We start from the raw sequence: 22,874 nt of genomic DNA, 5'->3' as shown, positions 1-22,874 counted from the left end.
TAATAACAAAAATTCCACTATAATTCGTTGCCTAAATCAAAAAAACTATTTGATTCTGCAAAAAAAATAATCCCGTCCGGTGTTAGCAGTCCTGTACGATATTTTGAGCCATATCCGTTTTTTGTCAAAAAGGCCCAGGGTAGCCTGATTTGGGATGAAGACGGAAACGAATATGTCGATTATTGCACAGGTTACGGCGCAATGATTTTGGGACACAGACATCCACAAGTGATTTCTGCTGTACAAAAACAGCTAAATACAGGAACACTATATGGAGCACCTACAGCACTTGAAGTAGAACTTGCAACCCTGATCAACAAAGCATATCCTTCAATGCAAAAGGTGCGTTTGGTAAACACTGGATCTGAGGCCACCATGACAGCAATTAGACTGGCAAGAGGCTTTACAAAGAAAAAAAAGATAATAAAATTTGAAGGCTGCTACCATGGAGCACATGAATCAATGCTGGTGCGAGCTGGCTCTGGACTAGCAGGAACCTCAGTATCTGATGGCATACCTGACGATTTTACAAAAAACACCATAGTGGTTCAATACAACAATTCAGAACAATTAGACAAAATAATCTCAAAGAACAAAGACATTGCCGGTGTGATAGTAGAGCCGATCCTTTGCAACATGGGCATTATTCTTCCTGAAAAGAATTTTCTCCGAGACATGAGAAAAATGACAAAGCAAGCTGGCATTCCTCTGATATTCGATGAGATCATAACCGGATTTAGGATGGGTCTGGGGGGTGCGCAGGAGCAATTTGGAATCAAACCTGATGTCACAACACTTGGAAAATCTCTCTCAAATGGATTTGTAATCTCTGCAGTTGGCGGAAAAAAAGAGATAATGGACCAGCTAGCACCAGGAGGTAAAGTTTACGAGGCAAGCACATTTGCAGGCAATCCAATTTCCGTTTCTGCCGGTATAGCATCAATACGCACAATGTCTGCATTAAAAAATAAAATCTACCCCAAGCTGGCAAAACAATGCCTAACTTTGACAAAATCCATTCACGAATCAGCTATAAAATATGGAATACAACATCAAGTAAATGCAATCGACTCAATGTTTCAGATCTTTTTTACGGACAAGCCGGTCACAGACTATGCATCATCAAAAAGAGCAGATGGTAAAAAATTCTACAAACTATTTCATAGTTTGTTAAAGGAGGGGATTTTTATTGCACCATCTCAGTTTGAGACAGGATTTTTGTCATATGCCCACACCGAATCTGACTTGGACAAGACAATACACGCATACGATTACGCATTAAGGCAGGTCAGGCAATGAAATATCTGATTGGGACAAGGGGAAGCAAGCTCTCAGTATCACAGACAAACTGGGTCGTATCAGAATTAAAAAAGGAAAATCCAGATTCAGACTATGAAATCAAAACAATAACGACCAAGGGCGACACCGACGCAAGACCGTTATTCACTATAAACCAAAAGGGAATCTTTGAAAAAGAAATTGACAAGGCAGTTGCAGAAAAACAAGTTGACTTTGCAGTGCACAGCCTCAAGGACGTACCCTCAATTCTTCCAGATGATCTAATCCTTGGATGTGTTCCTCCAAGAGAGTCGTTCAACGACATTTTTATTTCAAAAAATGGTGACACATTAGATACCATCAAGGAAGGTGCACTAATTGGTACAAGCAGTCTGAGACGCGCCGTACAAGTTTTCAGAAAAAGGCCGGATCTCCAGGTAAAGACAATTCGCGGAAACGTTGAAACTCGAATAAATAAAGTCCAAGATGGTACTTTTGATGGTATTGTATTGGCACAGGCAGGAATCAACAGGCTTGGAGTAAATGTTAAGCATACACCACTACCATTAGATGACTTTCCACCATCGCCAGGCCAAGGTGCATTGGGAATTGTTTGTCGAAAAAATGATAATCAAACAATATCTATGCTGCAAAAAATCCAAGACAATAATTCCAGAATAGCAGTGGAATCGGAGAGAGTATTATCAGAATTTGTAGACTCTGGGTGCAGATTCCCAGTTGGTGCATTTGCTCAAATCAATGGAGAAACACTAGATCTCACAGTAATCGCATATTCAATTGATGGCAAGCAAGCACTCGTCGTGACAAAATCTGGAAACAAGTCAAATCCATATAAAATAGGAAAAGAGGCAGCAGAAGAATTGCAACGAAAAGGTGTAAATGATCTTGCCAAGGACTGGAGAGCGAAGCTGGACGAGTGGAACAAATGAGCGGAACAGTATATTTAGTTGGGGCAGGTCCTGGAGACCACAAATTACTCACACTACGTGCGACTGATCTTATCAAATCTGCAGACGTAGTACTCTATGACAGACTGGTATCAAAGAAAATAATCGCAATGATTCCAAAAAAGACAACCAAGCTATATGTTGGCAGAGAGGTCGGCGATGACTACAAGCACCAAGACGATACCAATTTGCAGATGGTAAAGTTTGCAAAGTCAAATAAAAACGTCGTTCGACTAAAGGGAGGCGACCCATTCATCTTTGGCCGTGGTGGTGAAGAAGCAGAATATCTAAAAAAATACAAAATAAAATTCGAAATCATCCCTGGCATAACATCTGGCATTGGTTCTGCCATATACTCTGGCATACCACTGACTCATAGGAAATACTCCTCATCTGTAGTTTTTGTGACAGGCCACGAAGACCCAGGAAAAACAAAATCTCCAGTGCATTGGAAAAAGCTTGCAAAATCAGTTGAGACAATAGTGATAATGATGGGGCTCTCCAGAATTGGATCAATATCAGAACAATTGGTTGCCGGTGGCATGGCAAAGACAACACCTGTTGCAGTGATATACAAGGGAACAACCGAATACCAGAAAATCCTAATCGGAAATTTATCTAACATTGCGCAAAAAATCAAGGACAATAAATTCACACCTCCGTCAGTTATAATAATAGGAAACGTAGTCAAACTACACAAAACAATAGCGTGGAGAAAATGATTTCAGGAAAAATAATAGCCATAACTCGCTCAAAGGACGATGCTCAGGAATTCATTGACCTAGCATCAAAAGACAACGCAATCCCATTACCCATACCGACAATAGAACTAATGCCAAAGGGAGATAAAATAGTAGATGACTTTTTGCAGGACGTACAAGAATTCCAGCCAGACTATTCCGTTTTTATGAGCTCAAAGGCAGTTAAACTGCTATTTGATGTGGCAAAAAGTACAGGAAAACACCAGCAACTACAACTTGCTATAGCAAACACCATGGTAATGGCGGTAGGCCCAAAGACAAAACAGGCACTGGAAGGCGAGGGAATTCGGGTGTCGTTTGTTCCAAACAAGTTCTCTTCCGTTGGTGTAGGCGAGCAGTTCACCAAGCTAAATGCGGAAGGAAAAAAGGTAATCGTGCCAAGAAGTAGCGCATCTACAGAATTTTTGGCAAAGCTTCTGGAAAAAATAGGATTGATAGTAAAGGAAAACTACCTGTATGATGTACAATCATTCTCTGATCATACCCAATGGAAAAACTTCAAGGAATTATTTTCACAAAACAAAATTGACGGAATTGTTTTCACATCCGCATCCTCTGTTCGAGGATTCTTTGACATAATGTCTGATTTTGAAAATAAAGAGATGCTAAAAAAATTAGAAAAAACACAGATTGTTGCAATCGGACCATTCACCGCAGAGGAATTAAAAAAATTCAACGTCGAACCAAAAATTGCAGACGTTCATACTGTTCCGGGAGCTTTTGAAGCAATGAAAAATATTTTTTCATTAGCTTGAGCTACATTAGCTTTCCCTACTCCGACCCACAACTAGTAATCAGTGTAGAATCTATTTATAACAAAACGAAGTTCTGTGTTTCATGGCGCAAGAAAATCTCAACATGGATTATTCAAAATATGATTTTAAAGAGTCCACCGAGATGTATGTGCATTTATCAAAAAAAGGATTATCAAAAGAAGTAGTTCAAGAAATTTCAAAATTAAAGAATGAACCACAGTGGATGCTCGATTTTAGACTGCGAGCATACGAAGTTTTCATGAAAAAACCAATGCCGAATTGGGGTCCGGATTTGGGCATGATCGACTTTCAAAATATTTACTATTATGCCAAAGCCTCTGAAAAAACAGAGAAAAACTGGGATGATGTCCCACCAGAGGTAAAGCGAACATTCGACAAATTAGGAATTCCAGAGGCAGAAAAGAAATTCCTGGCAGGCGTAGGAGCACAATACGAATCTGAAGTTGTATATCACAATCTACGTGAAGACCTAGCAAAGCAGGGTGTACTGTTCCTAGACACCGACACTGCTCTAAAAGAGCACCCAGAAATCTTCAAGAAATATTTCGGCAAAATAATTCCTCCAGAGGACAACAAGTTTGCGGCACTAAACTCTGCAGTGTGGAGCGGAGGATCGTTCATCTACATTCCACCAGGAGTTAAAGTCGACATGCCGCTACAAGCATACTTTAGAATCAACGCAGAAAATATTGGACAGTTCGAGAGAACACTAATCATTGCAGACGAAGGATCCGAGATCCACTACATCGAAGGATGTACTGCACCAGTATATTCCTCAGAATCATTGCACTCTGCCGTAGTGGAATTGGTTGCACACAAGGACGCCAAACTAAGATACACAACAATCCAAAACTGGAGCTCTGATGTGTACAATCTTGTCACCAAACGAGCATATGCGTACCAAGGAGCCAAAGTAGAGTGGATTGACGGCAACATTGGCAGCAAAATAACAATGAAGTATCCAGGAATTTACTTGCTAGAACCAAAGGCACACGGCGAAACACTATCCATCGCATTTGCGGGAAAAGGTCAGCACCAAGACACAGGAGCAAAAATGGTACACTTGGCACCAGAAACCACATCTAGAATCACATCAAAATCAGTTAGCAGACTAAACGGTAGAACTACATACAGAGGGTTACTCCAAGTAGCTAAAGGAGCTACAAACGTAAAATCCTCAATTCGATGCGATGCACTGCTCCTAGATGATACTTCAAAAACAGACACCTACCCATACATGGAAATCAACCAAGAGGATGCAACTGTAACTCATGAGGCAACAGTAGGCAAGATAGGCGATGAGCAAATCTTCTATCTAATGACCAGAGGCTTTTCAGAAGAAGAAGCACTGACACTAATTGTAAACGGATTCATGGAGCCATTTACCAAAGAGCTCCCAATGGAATATGCAGTAGAGCTAAACCGACTAATAAAACTGGAAATGGACGACTCGGTAGGATAAAGCCTATCACATTTTTTGTTGTACCATGCAAAAACTCGCTTTATCCACAATCAATCCGAACAATGTGGATGAAATCTCAGCATCAAAAAAAGAGCCAGACTGGCTAAAACAAATCAGAAAAAACTCGTTTACAATCTACGAATCACTGCCACCAGAGGTGTCACCACTATACAACAAGTACACAGACGCAAAAAGAATGAACCCATCCGAGGTATCGCTAGTAACAGAATCACAAAATACAATTTTTGATGCTCTTAAGCCAAGGCTGGCAGAGCTGGAAAAAGAAATTCACATCATCCAAGTTGGTACTAATATTTTCAGAATTAATCTCCCAGAAGATCTCAAGGCAAAAGGAGTCGTGATATCCTCGATTTATGAAGCAATTCAAAACAATCCAGATCTAGTCAAAAAAGCATTGGAATCGTCCGATCCAAAGGAAGACAAGTATACCGCACTAAACAATGCAGCATTCAATTCTGGAATATTTATCAAAATTCCAAAGAACCTGATCTTGGACAAGCCAATTCATATCGTGTCTAGCATATCTCCAGACGGTACATCCACAATATCAAAAAATATCATAGTGGCAGAACAGTCTAGTAAGGCAAACATTGTACAAGAATTGTATGCGCCAAAGGGTACAAGCCAGCAAGCATACATGGAATTGCTTACAGTTGACGCACAGCCAAACTCGCAGCTTGCAATGACTACATTTCAGGCAATGGACCAGTCAGCCGTCAATTTTTCCACTAGAAACTGTACCATCTCGCAAGATGCAAAAATAACTTGGTATCTGGGATTGTTTGGCTCTATGCTGTCTAGATACAGGACAAATTATTACCTTGACGGCGTTGGTGCATATGCAGAAGATGCAGAAATTGTCTTTGGGGACAATGAACAATCATTTGATCTGTCTGCAAACCTGATTCACAAAAAGCAGTCAACCGAAGGGAAAGTTGTGCAAAGATCAGTTCTCAGAAACAAATCAAAATCATTATTCAAGGGAATGATCAAAATTATGGAAGGCGCATCACAATCAAGGTCATTTCTGTCGGGACGTTCTATTTTACTAGATAAGGGCGCAAAGTCTGACGCAATTCCAGGATTAGAAATTCTGACCAACGATGTTAAGGCGACACACTCTGCATCAGTAGCACAGGTAGACGAAGAGCAGATTTTCTATTTGGGATGCAGATGTCTAGACAAGGCAGAGGCAGAGAGAATCATCGTAGAAGGATTTCTAGAGCCAATGTCCAGAACAATGTCATACCAAGTCCGTGCATGGATCGCATATCTTATTGAATCAAAGTGGGCAGGACGCGACCTGGTTCTCAAATCAGACGAAAACCTTCGCGCCATAGTAGAAGTGGAAGAAGTAAGATACAAGGAAGCAGATCAAATAGAAACCCACTACAAGTATAGGTGATCATCTTTGGGAAAATGGGAAAAGGCATGTGCACAAGACCAGCTAAAAAATAATGATATGTGTTCTGTTGACATTGAAGAAAAAAAATTACTAATCACAAATCTAGGGGGCAAAATATATGCAACAGACAGAATATGCACGCACGCTGAGGCTGACCTATCGACTGGATTTTTGTCAGATGATGGGGTTCGATGCCCATTACATCTTTCTGTTTTTAATCTGGAGAATGGACAACCACAAAATCCGCCTGCCGAAGTTGCTCTGAAAATTTACAATGTTAAAATAGATCACAACGAGATCTATGTTGAGGTTTAGCCATGCAAACTATAATTTCTACTGAACAAATAAGAAAAGACTTTCCAATTCTACAGAGAAAGGTTAGAAACGGAAAAAACCTAGTATACCTAGACAATGCGGCAACAACACAAAAACCAATCCAAGTAATCAATGCAATTACAGACTTCTATACTAATCACAATTCCAATATCCACAGGGCAGTACATGCACTGGCGGAAGAGGCAACAGAAGCATACGAGATGACCCGCGATAAGATTGCAAAATTCTTAAACATCCGAGACAGGCAAGAAATCGTCTTTGTTAGGGGGACTACAGAGGCAATCAATCTAGTTGCATATGCATGGGGAAGGCAAAACATCAAGGAAGGCGACATCATAGTCACCACCGAATACGAGCATCATTCTAACATTGTTCCTTGGCAGCTCCTGACTCAGGAAAAAAAAGGTAAGCTCGAATACATCCCAATCGATGACAATGGCGATCTAATACTAGACCAGCTAGACCAGTATCTGGCAACAGGCAAAGTCAAACTAGTGGCAGTAAGCCAAATGTCAAATGTACTGGGAACCATTACTGATGTTGCAACAATAATTGCAAAATGTAAAAAGGCAGGAGTCCGGGTTTTAATTGACGGCGCCCAGTCAGTCGCACACATGAAAGTGGACATTGATGCGCTTGGTTGTGATTTCTTTGCTTTCTCTGGGCATAAAATGCTAGGTCCTACAGGTGTTGGGGTACTTTGGGCAAAAAAAGAACTCTTAGAGCAAATGACCCCATTCCAAGGAGGGGGCGACATGATTCGAGAGGTTCACAAGTATGAAACAACATGGAATGATCTGCCGTACAAGTTCGAGGCAGGTACGCCAAACATTGCGGACGTAATCGGATTTGCTGCCGCGATTGACTATCTAAATAACATTGGCATGGACTATGTCCGTGCACATGAAATAGAAATTACAAAATATGCGCTGGACAAGCTATCACAAATAAACGGAATCAAACTATACGGAACATCGGACATGTCAAAGCGAGGAGGAGTAATATCATTTAATTTTGCAGACATTCATCCGCACGACCTAGCTACAATAATAGATGAAGACGGAATTGCAATACGTTCAGGCCACCACTGCGCTCAAGTACTAATGGAGAAACTAGATGTAGCGGCAACCTCTCGCGCAAGCTTTTACATTTACAATACCAAAGAAGAAGTAGATGTTCTGATTAACTCGTTATCTCGAGCTGCGAGGCTGTTTAAGCTTTGAGTGGTAATGCAGACATTTACCATGAAATGATCGTGGATTATTCAAGGCACCCAAGCAATTTTGGAAAAATTGAAAATCCTACAGTTCACTACCACGACAGCAATCCTCTTTGTGGTGACAGCATCGACATTTACATGAATGTGGATAAAGATAAGATATCCGACATCAAGTTCAGCGGACGCGGATGCGCAATCTGTCTTGCATGCACCTCGGTTTTGACCGAAATCGTCAAGGGTAAGAGTATCGAGGACGTGAGAAAGATCCAGAAAAATGACGTCCTCGGGGAATTGGGCCTAGAAAATCTTCAGGCCGTGCGTATAAAATGCGCATTACTATCGCTCAAGGTCCTAAAATACGGCCTGTATTCGTATTTGGTAGCCAAAGACGCAAATGCAGATGCCTTAAAGCAGGAAGCCTCAAGCCTATACTAGTGGTGTCATGTTGGATATTTCTTTAGAGATTCGCAACGCCATTTTTGCAAAATTCAACACAGATGAGAGATTCACAAACGACCAAATATTTGCAGAACTACAAAATACGAACAAAATAGAAAAATCACTCACTATAGACGACATGGAGCCGTACTTTGCCAATCTGTGTGATACAGGAATAATGAGAAATATTGGACAAAACTTTACTACACAATGGTTCAAGCTGTTCGATCCGCTGGAAAAGGTAACATGTCCTGCATGCAAGGCAGAAATTCCAGTAAACAAGTCCGAAGAAAAAAACTGTCCTCTCTGTAATGCAGCTATTTAGCTCTGAATCTAATGGCTGCTGATTCCAACGACTGGATCATTGGAAGCTTTTCTCCAGTTAGGTATAACACCAATGCACCGCCTGCGGTACTAATGTGAGTTATTTTTTCCGCCAGGCCGTATTTTTTTAGAGCAGAAGTTAGGTGTCCACCACTAACAATTGTTGTTGCCATGGAATTTGCAACTGCCTCCAGCATTGCCTTGGTTCCATAACTAAAGTCTTCCTTTTCAAAAAATCCAGGCGGACCTGAAATGAATACAGTTCCTGCACCAGTTATTATCTTGGAATAATGCTCTATTGTCTTTGGCCCAAGATCGTAAATTTGGTCTCCCTTGTTCAATTGTCGCACATCAAGCTCTACTCGCTTTCCATCATTACTAATTGCTACATCCACCGGTGTGAAAAAGACGTCTGGGTATTCTCCCATTAATGCATGGGCTTTGGCAACTGCGTCCTCTTCACCCTTGATGCCTAATGGGTACTTGATTCGAGCCTGTGCACGCATGAAAACGTTGCCTATTAGACCCGTCAGAAGTATTTGATCTGCTCTTCCTCGCTTGATTAACATCTTGATTGCTTCTAGTCTGTCAGTTACCTTGGAGCCGCCAAGCACTATAACATGTGGTGCCTTGGCAACGGTGAGGATTTCTTCCAATTTTCTTACCTCCCGCTCTACTATCTTACCTGCACATGTGGGTATAACATAGGAGAACCCTACCAAGGAAGGATGTGCCCTGTGGGCGGATGGAAATGAATCCAGAACACACAAATCAAATAATTTTCCCAGTCTTTGCACCATTATTGTCTGCGATGCGTCTTCTGGTGTAAACTCGTAGTTTTCTTCTGCACAAAACCTCAAATTATCCAATAAAATTATGTCACCGTTTTGCATTTTCTTAATTACCTCTTGGGCAGGTGAACCGATTACATCTTGCACGTATGTGACTTTTTTACCAAGCATCTTTTCCAAAATTTTTGCGTGCTGCTCCATTCCGATATAGTCCTTATTGCCAACTCTGCCTTGATGTGACACCACAACCACTTTGGCCTCTGATAATGCAGTGATGGTTTCAGTCGCCTCTTCAATTCTTTTTACTCCAGAAATCTCGCCGGTTGAAGGATCAATTGGACAATTCATATCAACGCGAAGGAGAACTGTCTTTCCCTTTAGGTCAAAATCTCCAAGCGTTAGGATCTTCACGTCTGTGGTGTTTTTTTGCTATCTTAAAATCTTTGAGCCGATCAATTTCTCCAGAAAAATTAAAAGCAACAGCACTGGCCTTTGTGTGATTGCAAAACTGGTTGTTTGGTCTACGATCTAGGCCTTTCTTTGTCTTGGTGATATCATTCATAGTGCTGTCTATTTTGGTTCAGACAAAAGTAACACAAGAATTTGATCGTTCCACTGTTTTGTATTTCCAGTCAATTGGGGGAAATCACAACTTGGACCTTACAATGTGGATTATAACCGAAATTGGGGATGTGCGTTGGCTGGTGTTATTTAGCATAGTAATTCTAATTATTAGAAGAACAAGGCGAATTGGACTTGTGATGCTTTTGAGCCTAGTTGCAGGTACAATCGGTGCAGGCTATCTCAAGGGATATGTGATTGACAACCCGAGGCCGGAGCTGGAATTTTTGGGAAGTGAATTGCCATACGAGATAGCCCAAGACACATTTGTTCTGGGAACAAACGGGTCTTTTCCGTCAGGCCATGCTACTAGGGCGACAGTGATTGCTCTACTTGCTGGCTATGCAATATCTAATAGATTCCCTCGTGGCAGATATCTGATCTGGATATTTCCCATTCTGGAATCCCTGAGCCGAGTCTATGTTTTGCAGCATTATCCAATGGATGTAATCGGAGGAACAATATTTGGCATTACTCTAGCAGCTATCATAGGTAACAAGCTAAAACTGTACAAATTCTTCGAAAAATCAAAGGCCTAGCTCGTCAAAGACCTTGCCGCTAATCAGCACGATTGCATAGTTTTTCTCGTCATGGTGATAGGTCCAGTACCTTAGGTTTCGCTCTTGGTTTTTTTTGCGCAACATGTAATTGATCTCAGTGGTTATGGTAAATCCTATTCTTTTTGCAATCTTTTCCTGTTTTGGCATTAAAACCCTGAATCCACCCTTTTGGTTCTCAAATCCCAAATTGACCATCTCTATGGCAGACTCAGATGCCGCCTTTTCGTCTATGATACTATAAGTTTTGATTACTGGGATCTGAGATGGGTGAAATTCCATGCTTTGGTGGTATAATGGGATCAATTTAACTAAATCCGCCCCTTTACCACTACCAAAAAACTCGTACCAGTGTTAAATTTCTTAACTCACAAGTCAAATACTGAAAATATGTAAAGCTTATGCGTATCATCCTAGAAGTTTTGGTAATGGCATCATTACAAAAGATGGCTGAGAGACTAAAACAGCAAAAGATGGAAGCAGCCAAAATTCGAAGGCAAAGCGAGCGCGCGCTAGATGAGGCAAAATCACTTAGAAGGCGGTCAACATCGGGACTAAAAAGATTGGAGCGACACCTAGACCACGACAAAGAACAGCTAACTGACATTAACATGGAGTTTAACCAGATTTTAGCAAGAAAGGAAAGCTTGGAAAGACTGGCAAAGTCCGCCCAGGAAAGAATGATCAAAGAACTCGAGGCAAAAGACCAGGGAGAAATTGATATGGCAAACGCCGACACCGACGAGGCAAAATCAAACGCCCAATACCGCGTGGACATAGCAACAGAAAAGATCCAAGAACTAGAATCAGAGTTAAACATAAGGGAAAAAGCAGTACAAAAGGTTGACAAAGAAATCATTGATTACAAAAAATCCCAATCCGCAACTACTCAGAAAATACACAAAGAGACAAAATCAAAGCCCACTCTTGTCACACAACTAAAGGAAAGCAAAATTGATTCTGAAAAGTTCCAGAAAAAACTTACAACGGCAGAAAAGCGAGTGGAAAGTGCATCTAAAGCATTGGCAAAGATTACTGCCAAACTAGAAGAGCAAATGGCCAAAAAAAGAAAGGCGGCAGCCAAAAAAGCAGCGGCAAAAAGAAAAGCAACTGCCAAGAAAAATAACACAAAAAGAAAAAAGTCAGCTAAAAAAGCAAAGAAAGGAAAATCAAAGAAATCCAGACGATAAGCTCATTATAACACAAAATTTCTAATCAGTCATGCAAAAGCGCGGAATTTACATTTCAGTTGGTGGGGTATTGCTAGTGGTGATATCATTTGCAGTCGCAATGTCGCTTGTTTCAAGCACTGGCTTTCCAGATTCCGAGTTTGCTATATCTGACATGATGGAAGGAATATTCGATGAGGTCACCGACAGAACCCAGATCGAGTCTAACGAGATGGTGACATTTTCGTTTGATGCCAGCAGTGGGGTTGACTCGGTGTTTTGGGGTATACAGATAATGGATTTCCAGAGTGGTGACTCTGTATCAATTTCAATATCAAACATTTATGGCGATGAGCTTGGAACATTCGAGTCAGACCAACCTGCAATATTTGAAACGATGAAAATAGAACAAGCAGACATTTACAGTTTTCATGTAAAAAACACAGGATCTAGACCAATCAATATTTTGATGATGTTTACAAAAAATCCGGAAACGTCTGAGAAATTCTCAGACCCAGACTCTCCTCTTGTCAAAACACTGGTGCCGCTTGCAATATCTGGAATTTTACTAATGGTTGGAATTATCGTATTAATAATTGGAGTAATGACTCTAGTAATTGATTATAGAAAGAAAAGTTCTAGGTTTACCTAGTATTCTTTGACGATTAGCTCGCCGTATTTGCCTTTGCCAAGCGATGTTTCGTTTTTGAAGGTGTTTGTGTAGCCGTTTTTGATTGCCACTTTGGATCCATTCTTTACTTTTTTGATGTCCTCTCCCCAAAGTGCTAGCTTGATTTCACCCGCACTATCAACCAAAAACATGTCGCATACCTCGGCTGTTCCACCAACTTTGAGATTTACTGTTCGTGGTTCTCCCATCCTTTCTATGGTTCCTTCAATGTCGATTTTATTTCGCTGGTTTTTTGCTTGTTCTGTGGTTACCACAATCAAATCCAGAATTATTCCATAATTAAGTTTTTGAAAATTAATTTAGATTTTTTCAAATTACCCCAAAACATCGCATCCTAGCTATAGCAGTTATATACTCTGAATAGAAAATTGCTCTTGCAGAGGTATCGAAGCCCGGCCAACCGAGAGGGACTCAAGATCAAAATAAGAAATCCCTTCCTTTAGGGGTTCGTGGGTTCAAATCCCACCCTCTGCACCTATAATTCTACAATCTCAGCAGAGGTTGTTTTGTGGCCCGTCAAATCGTAATGGATCTGTGCAGACATTTCATCCCGAAAAATTAGGTTACACCTATAACATTTCCAAGCCCGGGCACTCATGGGGTATAATACACTACTTAAAATTTAAATATATTGGACAATTCGTCCACAAATTTGCAAATCGGGATCAGAATCGCAAATTATTGCAAGATTGTTAGCTGAAATTGTACAATTTTGGAGCCACAAACCACAAACCAATTTAGGATGGATACAAAAAATCATTCATTGGAAGAGGTCTTCTCCGTTTTCTATCAGATGTGGTACCTTGGAATCTTTCTTTTGATGTTCATTCTCAACACCGCTCCTATTCTAATGCCTCCTACATGGATTGTTTTAGTGTCATTTAGGGCGCTAGACCCTACACTGAATCCGGTTGCTTTGGCTGCAATTGGGGCAAGTGGAGCAACACTTGGACGATTTGTATTGCTCAAGGCAAGCAGCTATTTTACAAAATTTCTTAGCACAGAAAGAAAATCAAGCCTTGATAAAATACAGAACTATCTGCAGTCAAAAAGACTTGGATATTTTGGTGCATCGTTTGTTTTTGCCGCAACACCACTTCCTGATAATATCTTGTTTATCACGTATGGTCTGATGAGGGCAAAAAGTGTCCAGATTTATTGTGGGTATTGGCTTGGCCGCTTTGCAGCATACTATGTGATGTTATCGGTAAGCGACGTAGTCCTAACACCATTTTTGCAAATGTTTCAGGAGCGCTATGTAGGTGTGTTGGTAGTGGACTTGGCAAGTATTGCAATGATGCTACTATTTGCCTCTGTGAACTGGAATGCCCTGATATCTGAAAAGAAAATACGCTTTGTCAAGCCCAAGTTCTGGAAACTATAATCTTTTTGCCATGATGATGTCATCTTTGTATTTTTTGTTGTGGTAGACACCTTTGGGAATTCTACCTATTTCTGTAAATCCCATTTCTTCATAGAGACTTTTTCCTATATTGTTGGAATCAAAAACATACAGCTTTACCAGTCCTAGTCTGAGCTTTTTCTTAGCCTCGGATAATGCCTCTTGGACTAGTCTTGTACCGATTCCAATTCCTCGTGCCTCTTTGATTATACCTATTCCTAGTGTACCAACATGCCTTGATACGTCATACGGATCCCTGGTTATCTCACAACTACCAATTATTTTTCCATCCATCTCTGCTAGGATCATTAATTTTTCTTTGTTTTGAATTGACTTAATTGTATTTTTCAGCCAAGCCCTTTCTTGGGATAATGTGACCTGTGTAGTTTTTGCAATGTCTGATTTTTCACTGACTAGAGAGTTAATCAAGCTCATCAAGCCTTGAACATCAGACATTTCTGGATGGCGCAAAACTAGCACTTTGTCCAGAATTTGGAATTTTTTAGCGAGCATTAATTATGACTTTTAGCTAGTGTGAAAAAACTATTTGTATGGTAGGCTGGGAATTTTTTTGCAGTGAAGTCGTTAAAATCACTAGAATCCGAAGTCAAAAAAATAATCCAAAACGATCCCGCGCACGACTATTCCCATGTAATACGGGTCTACAAAAACGCTCAAACAATACTAAAAAAGGAAAAGGCGAGCCCAAGACTTGTCTTGGCGTCCGTACTACTCCACGACATAGTCCAGTTCCCAAAGTCTGATCCACAATCCAAATCATCCTCTACAAAAAGCGCCATTTTGGCTGCAAAAATTCTGCAAAAACATGGCTTTTCAGAGCCTGACATTACGATAATCTGCGATGCGATTAGAGACCACAGCTATTCGCGCGGCAAAATCCCACAAACAATGGAAGGCAAGATACTCCAAGACGCAGACAGACTGGATGCATTAGGATCTATAGGAATAGCTAGGGCCTTTTCTGTAGGGGGTTCTGAGGGCAGACCTATTTATCGCGATTCTGATCCTTTCTGTCGTACAAGAAAGCCAGACGACCACGCCTGGACAGTTGATCATTTCTACAAAAAATTATTACTCTTGGAGAAAAAAATGAACACAAAAGCAGCTAAGGCACTTGCCAAGAAAAGAACCAAGATAATGATCCAGTTTCTCTCTGAGATGAAATCAGAGATCTAACCGTAGTCGATGTACCGCTTGTACCGTTTTTCTATCTCGGGATTTTTTCCCTGGATGATGTTTTCTACTTCTTCATTGTAGCGCCTTTTCATGTATGATACAATGTCGGAAAATTTTTCCTCAGCTGGATAAGACTCATCCAGTTTCTGTATTGTGCTAAAAAACTCTAAAGTTTTTTCCCTGAATTCTTGAATGGTAGGCTTTTTGATTCCGTTAGTCCTAAACCATACGCAAGCCCAGCTGGCACCAATCACATGCGGTAGCACGTCATATGCCCGCCCTATTTCAAATCGCTCATCGTCTCTCATTTGTAAAGCAGGGCAGCCATTTTCTTGGCAAAATAGGTAACTATCATGTCTGCACCAGCTCTTTTGATAGAAATCAAAATTTCTGACATGATGTCTGCCTCATTTATCCATCCTAGCTGGGCAGCACCTTTGACTAGAGCATATTCGCCAGAGACAGAATAGGCAGCAACCGGAATATTATGCATGCGTTTTGTCTCAGCAATTAGGTCTAGATATGATAATGCGGGTTTTACCATGACTATATCTACTCCTTCTGCTATGTCGAGCTCGATTTCTCGCATTGCCTCTCTGGGATTGGTAAATGGGACCTGGTAAGTCTTTCTGTCGCCAAATTGTGGTGCACAATCGGCTGCGTCTCGGAACGGATTATAAAATGAGGATCGGTGCTTTGCAGAATGCGACATTATTCCAACATCGGTGAACCCGTTTTCATCAAGGATTTCCCTTATTGCCTTTACTTGACCATCCATCATCGCAGAAGGAGAGACAATATCGACTCCTGCCTTTGCCTGTGATAATGCAATGCTTGCCAGTGTTTTCAAACTAATGTCATTATCGATTTTATTTCCCTTGAGAATCCCACAATGGCCTGATGTTGTGTACTGACATAAGCACACATCTGCCATTATCACAATATCTTCACCAAAGTTTTGTCGCACTTGTGTAATTGCCTTTTGCACAATGCCGTCGTCAACAAATGCGCCGGTTCCGGAATCATCCTTATGTGCAGGAATTCCAAATAACATAATTGCAGGAATCCTCAGGTCCTTTATTTCTTGGACTTCTTTGGTTACCTCGGATAAAGGCAACCTTACAATATCTGGCATGGACTTCACAACACTTTTTTCCTTGAGGTCTTCTTGTACGAAAACGGGACAAATCACATCATTTGGCGAAAACATAACTTCTTGGACCAAATTTCGCATCTTTTCACTTTTGCGTAATCTTCGAAGTCTTTTTGTAGGAAATGATGCAGACATATGGCGACTCTTTATTTAATACAATATAATCCTAGGTCAATCTTTTTTCTTGTAATCGAACAGCTTGGACGCTGCCTTGAGCAGGTCATCGTCTGCCTGCTCTGATGCCTTTCTTAGATTGTTCATCGGCTCTGATATTATGCCCTCAACTACTGCCTTTGTGAGGTCTTCTATGATTTTGACCTTGGATGCATCCGTTTCTCCAAGCATGCGCAGTGCCTTTTCGAGTTCCTTTGTACGCCTCGTATCAATGTCCTTGAAAATCTCCTTTACCACTGGTTCTACTTCGAGTCTTCTCATTTGGGCCTCTAGTACCTGTATTTCTTCGCTAATTATTTTTTCTGCACTATCTTTCTGGTTTGTTCTATAAAGCATGTTCTTGTCCACCATTTCCGCTATCTGGTCCAGATTCATCATTTTTATGCCATGGATAGTTGAAACCTTTTCGTCCACGGTTCTTGGATTGGATAGATCCAGAATCATCATGCCTGATTTGTTCTTCATTGCCTCACTTATTCGGTCATATGTGACCAAAAAATACGGGGCGACTGTTGCCACAAATAAAACATCATAGTTGGAGAATCCCTTCATTATCTCCTCAAAGCTGACAGGTTTTCCGCCAACAGTTTCTGCAAATGCCTGCGACCTTTCCATTGTTCGACTTGTGACAAAAAAAGGATAGCCACGCTTCTCAAGCGATTTTGCAACTAGTGTTGCCGCCTCACCGGTTCCAATTAGTAGGATATTCTTTGATTTTAGCTTATCAATATTTTCTTCAGCTAGTTTCACTGCCATGGAGCCGACTGATATTGTTCCCTTGTTTATTCCAGTAGAGTTGCGAACGCGCGTACCAATCTTTACTGCTTTATCGAACAATGTATTGAGATATTCGCCAGACATTTTGCGCTCTTTGGCATCTATTATTGCGTCGCGAATCTGGCCTAGGATCTGTTCTTCTCCGACTACCATGGAATCAAGGCCCGATGTTAGCCTAAGCAAATGTTCACAGACTGCGGTGTCGTCTGATACTTCGAAATTTTCCCTGAATGCAATTTCTTCTAGGCCTGACAAGGAAGCCCAAGTTTTTTTTATTTTCCTAATATCTGGTTTGTTAGTTGAGCCAAATATTTCGACTCTGTTACATGTCTGCAAAATCACCAATTCCTTGAGCCCAGAGTGTTTTTTGAAAGACTTGTACGCCGAGTCCAGATCCTTGAAAGTGAATTTTTCCAGAATATGGATTGGGGAATTTCTAAAAGTTACACGGGCATTGATAATATTGCTCATTTCCACTCGCCTAGTTTCCTCATTACTTCTTTCTGTGCAGTTGAAAAATTGTCATCTTTTAATAACTGTTTGATACGTTTATCGTTGAGGGACCAGTATAGGAATTTTTTTCGCTCTATAACTGTCGAGATCCTTGTCTTTGCCGCATCACGCGCTATTTTTTGAAGTTTTATTTGGTAAATGTCTTCCTTATCTATTATCTGATTGAATATTTTTTCCGCCTTTAGTTTGAGCTTGCGAGCCATTGCAGGGGAGCGCCCACCAGTAGAGATTGCCACCTGAACAGTGTCTTGGATATTGATGACGGATGGATGCGCAAAGTCCGAAAACCTAGGGTCATCAGATGCATATGCGTAGCACCTTTTCTTTTTTGCCTGTTGTACAATCTTTCTGTTTAGCTCTTTGTTGTCGGTGGATGCCATTACCAAAATCGGATCGTATTCTTTGAGGAAATTCGCGTCTTCGAGATTTGTCTTTTTGAATTGAATTTTGCCTTGCTTTGCAAGGTTCGTAATCTGCGTGTTTACAGAATCAGATATTACTAAAATCTGGCAGTCTTGTGTCATAAGTGAGTTCACTTTTTTTAGTCCTTCTTCCCCTGCGCCGACCACAATGACTAGATTATCTTTGAGGTTCAGGTCGACAATCACGATCAGAGCAGATTCGAAATTGTATTTATAGGATTGTGAAATTCTCGCTACGTTTTTAATTCAAACCGAGATTTTATGGTGTAATGGATGCTCTAGACAGAGAAATTCTAAATGAAATCCAGTGGTCCTTTCCGCTAGTCCTAGAGCCGTACCGAGTACTGGCAGAAAAATTCAACATAACACATGAAGAGATGAAAAAAAGAATCACCAATCTAAAATCAACAGGCGTACTGCGCCAACTGTCTGCAATTTTTGACACAAGGAGACTTGGATACAAGAGCTCCCTCGTCGCAATGGCGATTGCCCCTGATAAGCTTGACTATGTCGCAAACCAGATTAATCGACACCCTGGCGTGTCACATAATTATGAAAGAAACCATGAGTACAATTTGTGGTTCACACTTGCAACACCACCTGGCTCTGATCTAAAGACAGAGGTTGACAAGTTTTCTAAGTTGCCTGGAATTCTAAAGGTAAGATTGCTTCCGACGATAAAGCTCTTCAAAATAGGAGTAAAACTGGACATGGTAGACGACAAGAAAAAGGAGGTCGCCCCAACAGAAGAAAAGAAAAAGGTAACAGAGGTAAAGTTCACACCAACTGAGGAAGACAAGGAATTCATCAGACATCTCCAAAAAGACCTACCTGTGGTAGACAGACCGTTTCTTCCTGCAGCAAACGCACTTGGTATGAAAGAGGAACAGGTCTTTGAAAAACTAGCATATTACGAAGAAATCGGTGTGATGAGGAGATATGCCGCAATACTGAGACACCGCGATGCGGGATTTGTGGCAAACGGAATGATTGTCTGGCGAGTACCAGAAGACCAAATAGAGCCAGTTGGCGCAAAGCTTGGGGCATTTCCACAAATCAGCCACTGCTACCAAAGGCCAGTTTATGCAGACTGGCCGTACAATGTGTTTTCCATGGTCCACTGCAAATCCATTCCAGAGGCAGAGGAAATGGCAAAAGACATCCAAAAACACATTGATGTGGACGACTACAAAATTTTATTCAGCTCACGCGAATTCAAAAAGACACGCGTGGAATATTTCACGGAAAGCGAGTTTACAGTAGAAGAGCCAATCACTGTCTAGGCTTTACGACAAAGATGTCTTGGACGACTCGCTTTAGTACTAATGTGATATGATGAGATTGGAACCAGATCCATGTTTTAGTTCCAAAGTGGAATATTATACTACTGTTGCCTTGAGCTCATATGATGGCCAAGTAGAGTACATTTTAGCAATTTGTTCCATGTCTGAGGAGGGAATGTATCGCCCGTCCGACATTGCGGCAAACTGCTCAATTTCCTCTATACTAATAACAGTTGGAAATACCGATGATACTGGGTTCTTTGATAGAATAAACTTGATTGCTAGCTCTGTAATGCCAAGGCCGTTTCTCTCCGCAATTGGTCGTAATTGTTCTACTTTATCCAGTGCGGACTTTACCCATTCTCCGCGTCTAACTGATCTATGGTCTTTTTCGTCAATCTTAGTGTCCGCCTTTACTTTGCCTGTGAGAATTCCTGATGCGTCTGGTACTCGTACCAAAATTCCGAGATTTTTTCTTGCCGCCTCGTCGATTAGCTCGTTTCCCGGTGTCTGCTCCAAAATATTATAGACTGTTTGGACTGCAGAGACGTTTTTTCGACTCATTGCCGCAATGCCTTCCATCGTCCATCCAATTGCCGGACCAAGTGCTACTTGGTATGTGCCGATTACACCCTCGTTTATCTTTCTGTCCAGAGTATTGAAAATAACGTCGTCCTGAATATGATGCATTTTTGGATTGTGCAATCCGTACACGTCAATATGGTCAGTTTGCAGCCTTGCCAAGCTGTTTCTTAGAGCATGTTCCGTGAATAATGGGTCAAACCTCTGCGGCAATTCTGAATGCCCTATTTGCGTCGCACCATCGAATTCATAGCCGTATTTAGTAGAAATTACAATGTCATTACGCATTCCCTTGAATACCTCGCCGATCAGCTTTTCACTTTTGCCTTTACCGTACATGTCGCCTGTTTCAAAGAAATTGATTCCAAGGTCGTATGCACGTCTTAGCATTCTTTTTGCTTCATCATCCTCGATTTTTTTGCCCCACCAGTCAAGCGCTATGGTCCAAGCCCCGAATCCTATCTCGGATACTTTAATTCCACTTTTTCCCAGAGTTCGATATTTCATTGTATGATTCCCTTGATACTGGAAGTTTCGATTCTGAATTTACATTTATGGCTTTCCAAGATTTGCATCCCTGAATTTATCCAAGACTTGAAATCAGCGGAACAATATCTTTTTTGACACACACGATCATGGGTGTGTCTTTTTCGATGTATCTGGAGACCTGTGTCTCTCGTAATTCCATTATCAGGTCTTGGAATGCGTGAAGGTCGTCTGTTTCAAATGCCAACATGAAATCTTCATCGTGGATTCCAAAGGAATAAGTCGTATTTAGCAATACCTGTGGGTACTTGTGTCCAACATCAATGTGCTCATCCATCATCTTCTTTCTTTGCTCTAGAGGTAGCAGATACCATTCCCTAGTCTTGACAAAAGGATACACAATTACGTATTTTTTTGGCTCGTCACCTGCAACAAACGACATTGCTCTGCCCATCTTTGCGTAAATTGAAGGCCTAGTGGATGAAAGATACACATGGGATGGAATAATGTATTTTCCAAAGACGGTGGAGTAGATCTTTGATATCACACTTTGGATTTCATCTACTGACTCGGATGCAAACCAGAACAAGAATTCTGCGTCGTCTCTCAGGCCTAGCGTGGAATAGGTCCTACACTTTATCTTGGAGTTTCTAATTACTTGGTCGATTTCCTTTGCTGATTCTTCCTTTGCCAGGTCTGCCATCCAGCGCCATTTTGGGTCTATTTTGAAGAATGAAAAGTTGAAGAATGTTCTGTTTTCTGACATGTGAATTGCTTTGATATTACCATATTTAACGATAATTTAGAATTCCTATCTGATAATCTTTAATTGAAATGGTGTGGTAATTGTGCCGTGAAAAAAGATAGGCTGCTTTGGTTTTGTACCTGTACTGCCTTGGAGTTAATGACTGCATCTGGTGTTACTGTATATTTGCTGTATTTGGGCCAAACAACAATTGCTATGATTTCTGGCATTGTCTTTGCCAAGGTAATTGGGTTTCATTTTATAATAGAACTGCATGAACGTTTCAAAAAGGGAAAAATCATCTTGAAATCTTAATGTGTATCTATACTAGTATGATGATATCTTGGCATATGTTGGCAACCCAATCGACGTAATCAAAAAGCTATACTCAAACCAGCAATGGGACGAGATCGTGTTGTTTTGCCAAAAAATACTGGATTCTGATCAAAAGGATCTAGCTGCACTGCAAAACATGTCAAACGCATTGCTGAACTTGGGAAAATACGATGAGGCTGTTTCTTTTTCTGATAAAGTACTTGAACTAAACGAGTTTGACGAATATGCTCTCAAAAACAAGATTTTGGCACTAGAAAGACTTGGTAAGCATGACGCTGTAATTGCTTTGTGCAACAAATCATTATCAAAAAATTCATCTAATTCGTGGATGCTAAACAGCAAGGGACTGGCATACAACGAGCTAGGGGAACACACTGTCGCAATATCATACTACGACATGGCTCTTGCAATAGAGCCATCAAACGTAACTGCTCTGCTAAACAAGGCAAACACTCTTGCGTTTTTGGGAAAATATTCTGATGCTGTATCGTATTATGATCTGGCGCAACAACAAGAAAAGCAAACCAAGACTCAAATGGCGAAATCAGAGGCATATCAAAAGCTAGGAAAAGAAGATGAAGCATTCTTGGCAGCACAAGGCTTGTTGGTATCTGAAATTGAAAAATTTGTATCAGAAGCGCGTGCAAAAAAGATGAAGATTTTTGATTATTACTGTATGGTAGAATACGAGTCCTTGGAAAAACGAGAGCAAGCACACCAGCAAAAACTGGACTCCAGATTTAGGTAATCTAACTTATTGGCGTTAAACACCAGACAAAAATCAACCAGTTTACATTTCATAGGTTAAATTCTTGAATTGTGTTGCCTGATGAGTCATGGTGTGATTCTATGCGTGTATTGTAAAAACCTGAACAATTTCGACTATTGCAGTTTTCCCAATTGTTGTTTTTTTATACAATATCGATAATCTTTTCATGATTTGTCGCCGTACTTTTATGTATAATTTAGAAGAAATACAAAAATGCT

General features: G+C 40.8%; 28 protein-coding genes and 1 tRNA gene. 19 read left to right on the top strand and 10 right to left on the bottom strand.

Annotated elements, in window-relative coordinates; genetic code table 11:
- The first annotated feature begins 27 nt into the window (after positions 1 to 27).
- From hemL to FJ354_01690, 10 genes are all read left to right on the top strand, one after another.
- Positions 28 to 1,299 carry a glutamate-1-semialdehyde-2,1-aminomutase gene (gene hemL, locus FJ354_01735; GenBank protein MBM3905391.1) on the top strand — a complete coding sequence of 424 codons (1,272 nt, stop codon included), beginning with the start codon at positions 28 to 30 and terminating at the stop codon, positions 1,297 to 1,299.
- On the top strand, positions 1,296 to 2,228 hold the full coding sequence (hemC, locus tag FJ354_01730; protein MBM3905390.1) for a hydroxymethylbilane synthase: 933 nt from the start codon (positions 1,296 to 1,298) through the stop codon (positions 2,226 to 2,228). The genes hemL and hemC overlap by 4 nt, the downstream gene beginning before the upstream one ends.
- Positions 2,225 to 2,968, top strand: coding sequence for a uroporphyrinogen-III C-methyltransferase (gene cobA, locus FJ354_01725; protein ID MBM3905389.1), 744 nt, complete (start codon positions 2,225 to 2,227; stop codon positions 2,966 to 2,968). Before hemC ends, cobA begins: the two co-directional genes overlap by 4 nt.
- Complete coding sequence (locus FJ354_01720; protein MBM3905388.1) at positions 2,965 to 3,762, top strand: uroporphyrinogen-III synthase; 798 nt, start codon at positions 2,965 to 2,967, stop codon at positions 3,760 to 3,762. The genes cobA and FJ354_01720 overlap by 4 nt, the downstream gene beginning before the upstream one ends.
- An 82-nt stretch (positions 3,763 to 3,844) precedes the next feature.
- Positions 3,845 to 5,245: a Fe-S cluster assembly protein SufB gene (gene sufB / locus FJ354_01715; GenBank protein MBM3905387.1), complete on the top strand. Its 1,401-nt coding sequence runs from the start codon at positions 3,845 to 3,847 to the stop codon at positions 5,243 to 5,245.
- Between the two features lie 25 nt (positions 5,246 to 5,270).
- Positions 5,271 to 6,671: a SufD family Fe-S cluster assembly protein gene (locus FJ354_01710; protein ID MBM3905386.1), complete on the top strand. Its 1,401-nt coding sequence runs from the start codon at positions 5,271 to 5,273 to the stop codon at positions 6,669 to 6,671.
- A 6-nt stretch (positions 6,672 to 6,677) separates the two neighbouring features.
- Positions 6,678 to 6,986 (top strand): non-heme iron oxygenase ferredoxin subunit, encoded by a 309-nt coding sequence (locus FJ354_01705; GenBank protein ID MBM3905385.1) that lies wholly within the window; start codon positions 6,678 to 6,680, stop codon positions 6,984 to 6,986.
- Positions 6,987 to 6,988: 2 nt separating this feature from the next.
- Complete coding sequence (locus FJ354_01700) at positions 6,989 to 8,230, top strand: cysteine desulfurase (GenBank protein MBM3905384.1); 1,242 nt, start codon at positions 6,989 to 6,991, stop codon at positions 8,228 to 8,230.
- Positions 8,227 to 8,661 (top strand): iron-sulfur cluster assembly scaffold protein, encoded by a 435-nt coding sequence (locus FJ354_01695; protein ID MBM3905383.1) that lies wholly within the window; start codon positions 8,227 to 8,229, stop codon positions 8,659 to 8,661. Before FJ354_01700 ends, FJ354_01695 begins: the two co-directional genes overlap by 4 nt.
- 7 nt (positions 8,662 to 8,668) lie before the next feature.
- Positions 8,669 to 8,989, top strand: coding sequence for a hypothetical protein (locus FJ354_01690; GenBank protein ID MBM3905382.1), 321 nt, complete (start codon positions 8,669 to 8,671; stop codon positions 8,987 to 8,989).
- Here the strand turns inward: FJ354_01690 and pgk are convergent.
- Positions 8,982 to 10,190, bottom strand: a complete 1,209-nt coding sequence (pgk, locus tag FJ354_01685) for a phosphoglycerate kinase (protein ID MBM3905381.1) — start codon at positions 10,188 to 10,190, stop codon at positions 8,982 to 8,984. The two genes, FJ354_01690 and pgk, sit on opposite strands and share 8 nt — an antisense overlap.
- An 89-nt stretch (positions 10,191 to 10,279) precedes the next feature.
- On the opposite strand from pgk, the gene FJ354_01680 reads away from it, so the two are divergent.
- Complete coding sequence (locus FJ354_01680) at positions 10,280 to 10,939, top strand: phosphatase PAP2 family protein (GenBank protein ID MBM3905380.1); 660 nt, start codon at positions 10,280 to 10,282, stop codon at positions 10,937 to 10,939.
- Here FJ354_01680 and FJ354_01675 read toward each other — a convergent pair.
- The gene (locus FJ354_01675; GenBank protein MBM3905379.1) at positions 10,928 to 11,239 is read right to left on the bottom strand and encodes a hypothetical protein; all 312 of its coding nucleotides are present in this window, start codon (positions 11,237 to 11,239) and stop codon (positions 10,928 to 10,930) included. The genes FJ354_01680 and FJ354_01675 overlap by 12 nt on opposite strands.
- 146 nt (positions 11,240 to 11,385) lie before the next feature.
- Between FJ354_01675 and FJ354_01670 the strand changes: the two genes are divergently transcribed.
- On the top strand, positions 11,386 to 12,147 hold the full coding sequence (locus FJ354_01670; protein MBM3905378.1) for a hypothetical protein: 762 nt from the start codon (positions 11,386 to 11,388) through the stop codon (positions 12,145 to 12,147).
- A gap of 31 nt (positions 12,148 to 12,178) precedes the next feature.
- A complete protein-coding gene (locus FJ354_01665; protein MBM3905377.1) occupies positions 12,179 to 12,778 on the top strand; it encodes a hypothetical protein in 600 nt (199 codons plus the stop codon).
- On the opposite strand, the gene FJ354_01660 is transcribed toward FJ354_01665, so the two are convergent.
- Entirely contained in the window at positions 12,775 to 13,077 is a 303-nt protein-coding gene (locus tag FJ354_01660; GenBank protein MBM3905376.1) for a DNA-binding protein, read from the bottom strand. The two genes, FJ354_01665 and FJ354_01660, sit on opposite strands and share 4 nt — an antisense overlap.
- Before the next feature lie 116 nt (positions 13,078 to 13,193).
- Here FJ354_01660 and FJ354_01655 point away from each other — a divergent pair.
- Both FJ354_01655 and FJ354_01650 read left to right on the top strand, forming a co-directional pair.
- Positions 13,194 to 13,291, top strand: a tRNA-Leu gene (locus FJ354_01655).
- Positions 13,292 to 13,580: 289 nt separating this feature from the next.
- Positions 13,581 to 14,201, top strand: a complete 621-nt coding sequence (locus FJ354_01650; GenBank protein ID MBM3905375.1) for a hypothetical protein — start codon at positions 13,581 to 13,583, stop codon at positions 14,199 to 14,201.
- On the opposite strand, the gene FJ354_01645 is transcribed toward FJ354_01650, so the two are convergent.
- The gene (locus tag FJ354_01645) at positions 14,196 to 14,732 is read right to left on the bottom strand and encodes a GNAT family N-acetyltransferase (protein ID MBM3905374.1); all 537 of its coding nucleotides are present in this window, start codon (positions 14,730 to 14,732) and stop codon (positions 14,196 to 14,198) included. The genes FJ354_01650 and FJ354_01645 overlap by 6 nt on opposite strands.
- Before the next feature lie 63 nt (positions 14,733 to 14,795).
- Here FJ354_01645 and FJ354_01640 point away from each other — a divergent pair, with 63 nt between their 5' ends.
- Entirely contained in the window at positions 14,796 to 15,416 is a 621-nt protein-coding gene (locus tag FJ354_01640; GenBank protein MBM3905373.1) for an HD domain-containing protein, read from the top strand.
- Here FJ354_01640 and FJ354_01635 read toward each other — a convergent pair.
- The 4 genes from FJ354_01635 to FJ354_01620 are packed head-to-tail and all read right to left on the bottom strand — an operon-like array spanning position 15,413 to position 18,641.
- Positions 15,413 to 15,724 carry a hypothetical protein gene (locus tag FJ354_01635; GenBank protein ID MBM3905372.1) on the bottom strand — a complete coding sequence of 104 codons (312 nt, stop codon included), beginning with the start codon at positions 15,722 to 15,724 and terminating at the stop codon, positions 15,413 to 15,415. The genes FJ354_01640 and FJ354_01635 overlap by 4 nt on opposite strands.
- Entirely contained in the window at positions 15,721 to 16,704 is a 984-nt protein-coding gene (gene hemB, locus FJ354_01630) for a porphobilinogen synthase (GenBank protein MBM3905371.1), read from the bottom strand. The genes FJ354_01635 and hemB overlap by 4 nt, the downstream gene beginning before the upstream one ends.
- 36 nt (positions 16,705 to 16,740) lie before the next feature.
- Positions 16,741 to 17,997 carry a glutamyl-tRNA reductase gene (gene hemA, locus FJ354_01625; GenBank protein ID MBM3905370.1) on the bottom strand — a complete coding sequence of 419 codons (1,257 nt, stop codon included), beginning with the start codon at positions 17,995 to 17,997 and terminating at the stop codon, positions 16,741 to 16,743.
- Positions 17,988 to 18,641 (bottom strand): bifunctional precorrin-2 dehydrogenase/sirohydrochlorin ferrochelatase, encoded by a 654-nt coding sequence (locus FJ354_01620; protein MBM3905369.1) that lies wholly within the window; start codon positions 18,639 to 18,641, stop codon positions 17,988 to 17,990. Before FJ354_01620 ends, hemA begins: the two co-directional genes overlap by 10 nt.
- An 83-nt stretch (positions 18,642 to 18,724) precedes the next feature.
- Here FJ354_01620 and FJ354_01615 point away from each other — a divergent pair, with 83 nt between their 5' ends.
- On the top strand, positions 18,725 to 19,738 hold the full coding sequence (locus FJ354_01615; GenBank protein MBM3905368.1) for an Lrp/AsnC family transcriptional regulator: 1,014 nt from the start codon (positions 18,725 to 18,727) through the stop codon (positions 19,736 to 19,738).
- A 96-nt stretch (positions 19,739 to 19,834) separates the two neighbouring features.
- Here FJ354_01615 and FJ354_01610 read toward each other — a convergent pair whose 3' ends face one another.
- Together FJ354_01610 and FJ354_01605 are read right to left on the bottom strand one after the other, a co-directional pair.
- Complete coding sequence (locus FJ354_01610) at positions 19,835 to 20,827, bottom strand: aldo/keto reductase (protein ID MBM3905367.1); 993 nt, start codon at positions 20,825 to 20,827, stop codon at positions 19,835 to 19,837.
- 76 nt (positions 20,828 to 20,903) lie between these two features.
- A complete protein-coding gene (locus FJ354_01605; protein MBM3905366.1) occupies positions 20,904 to 21,572 on the bottom strand; it encodes a chlorite dismutase family protein in 669 nt (222 codons plus the stop codon).
- Positions 21,573 to 21,659: 87 nt separating this feature from the next.
- On the opposite strand from FJ354_01605, the gene FJ354_01600 reads away from it, so the two are divergent.
- Together FJ354_01600 and FJ354_01595 are read left to right on the top strand one after the other, a co-directional pair.
- Positions 21,660 to 21,866: a hypothetical protein gene (locus FJ354_01600; GenBank protein MBM3905365.1), complete on the top strand. Its 207-nt coding sequence runs from the start codon at positions 21,660 to 21,662 to the stop codon at positions 21,864 to 21,866.
- A 28-nt stretch (positions 21,867 to 21,894) separates the two neighbouring features.
- Positions 21,895 to 22,635, top strand: coding sequence for a hypothetical protein (locus FJ354_01595; GenBank protein ID MBM3905364.1), 741 nt, complete (start codon positions 21,895 to 21,897; stop codon positions 22,633 to 22,635).
- Positions 22,636 to 22,874 lie beyond the last annotated feature (239 nt).

Source organism: Nitrososphaerota archaeon, from assembly GCA_016872055.1.
In the GTDB taxonomy this organism is placed as follows: domain Archaea; phylum Thermoproteota; class Nitrososphaeria; order Nitrososphaerales; family Nitrosopumilaceae; genus Nitrosotenuis.
Note: the sequence above shows the minus strand (reverse complement) of the source record. Positions and strands in the feature narration are given on the sequence as shown.